The sequence below is a fragment of the Rhodococcus sp. R1101 genome, assembly GCF_000278445.1.
Lineage (GTDB): Bacteria > Actinomycetota > Actinomycetes > Mycobacteriales > Mycobacteriaceae > Rhodococcus > Rhodococcus gordoniae.
On sequence record NZ_AJVB01000721.1, the window covers coordinates 1 to 1,332 of the forward strand.

General features: G+C 68.2%; 2 protein-coding genes and 1 pseudogene. 1 reads left to right on the plus strand and 2 read right to left on the minus strand.

Translation table 11 applies throughout. The features are described 5' to 3' along the window. The coding region (locus R1101_RS28480; protein WP_037224946.1) for a winged-helix domain-containing protein at positions 1 to 324 on the minus strand (324 nt) is incomplete at its 3' end. Between the two features lie 159 nt (positions 325 to 483). Then, positions 484 to 774 carry a glutaredoxin family protein gene (locus R1101_RS0123585; protein WP_016935629.1) on the minus strand — a complete coding sequence of 97 codons (291 nt, stop codon included), beginning with the start codon at positions 772 to 774 and terminating at the stop codon, positions 484 to 486. A gap of 209 nt (positions 775 to 983) precedes the next feature. Between R1101_RS0123585 and R1101_RS0123590 the strand changes: the two are divergent. Then, positions 984 to 1,332, plus strand: a pseudogene (locus R1101_RS0123590) (HAD-IB family hydrolase); the annotation flags it as partial.

Consider the following 1,332-nt stretch of genomic DNA (forward strand, 5'->3'; position numbering starts at 1 on the left):
ACCCCGGTCGAGCCCGAGGGCGGCTTCGATGCGGGACTGCAGGCGCAGGACGTCGTAGCCGACGCCGCGCACTCCGTTGGGCCCGAGGAAGGACAGATCCTTGCGCAGCTTGGCGGAACCGACCCCGGCCGCGGCCGCGAGTTCCTCACTGGAGACGATGAGCGTGCCCGCTTCCGCGAACGCACCGAGGACCCGGAGATAGGTCGCGAGACGCGTCACAGTAGCCTGGGGGATATCGCGGACCGGAGGGGTGGAAGTGGCACCCTCGCCGGACTCGGCGGTGCCGCGAGCGTCCTCGCCCTGCGGTGGGTGCAACTGCGTCACGGTACGTGGCTCCTCGTCCGGCCGGTGGATACACGCCTGGCCTCACGGTGATCCGGGAATTCGTTCACACCACGGTAACCGCTTGTGAAGCCATGCACAAAGTTGCTCGAAGCACCCCGAATGTGCTTCCCACCTGCTGTACGACGAGGGCCTGTCGCGTCAGCGAGCGAGATCGGCGCGCAAGCGCGGCTCGTCGACCTCCCAGTAACTGTGTTCGCGTCCGTCGAGCAGGACGACGGGCAGGCGGTCCCCGAATTCGGCTCGCAGATCGGGATCGGTTGCGGCAGCAAGATCCACGTCGATGCAGGTGACCTCGACGCCGAGCTCCTCGGCGAGCGCCTCCAACTGTTCGCGTGCCGGCCCGCACGCGCCGCATCCGGCACGGACGAGAAGTGTCAGATGATGACGGCGCGCGGAACCGTCCGTTGCCGAAGACGAATGCTCACTCATACCTCCACTGTGCGGCACGGCCCGTCGAGATGAACGTCACACCCGGTCACGGGGGCGACGGCCTCCCCGTGACGAACGGCATCGCGGGCTAGGCTTGGCGCGGGTCGCCCGCGGACGCGCCGGGCACGACCCCGCCCGTTTCGACAGCCCCGCCCGTCACGACACCGGAGGTGCGAGTGCCAGGACGTTCGTTCCCCTACAGCTGGGGCATGGGTGAGACGTGGGCGCGCATCATCCGTCCCGGACGCCGGCTCTTCTCCCGCAAGTTCGGACCCAGCGAGGAAGAGGTCCGCGCCAATCTCGCAGGTGAGGCGAGCGCCGACGCCGCCCTCGCCCTGCAGGAATCCCGCGTCGAACCCGAGCCCTCGCCCGACACCACGCCCGTTCCGCGCGATCTGACCGCGGCGGCCTTCTTCGACGTCGACAACACGATGGTGCAGGGTGCGTCGATCATCCACTTCGCCCGCGGCCTCGTGGCACGGAACTATTTCGACAAGTCCGACCTGTTCGAGTTCGCCTGGCAGCAGGTCAAGTTCCGCCTGACCGGCAAGGAGAACA

Bases quoted from the DNA above. Each gene is read 5' to 3' on its own strand.
- R1101_RS0123585 (WP_016935629.1), bottom strand. From the start codon at position 774: ATGAGTGAGCATTCGTCTTCGGCAACGGACGGTTCCGCGCGCCGTCAT.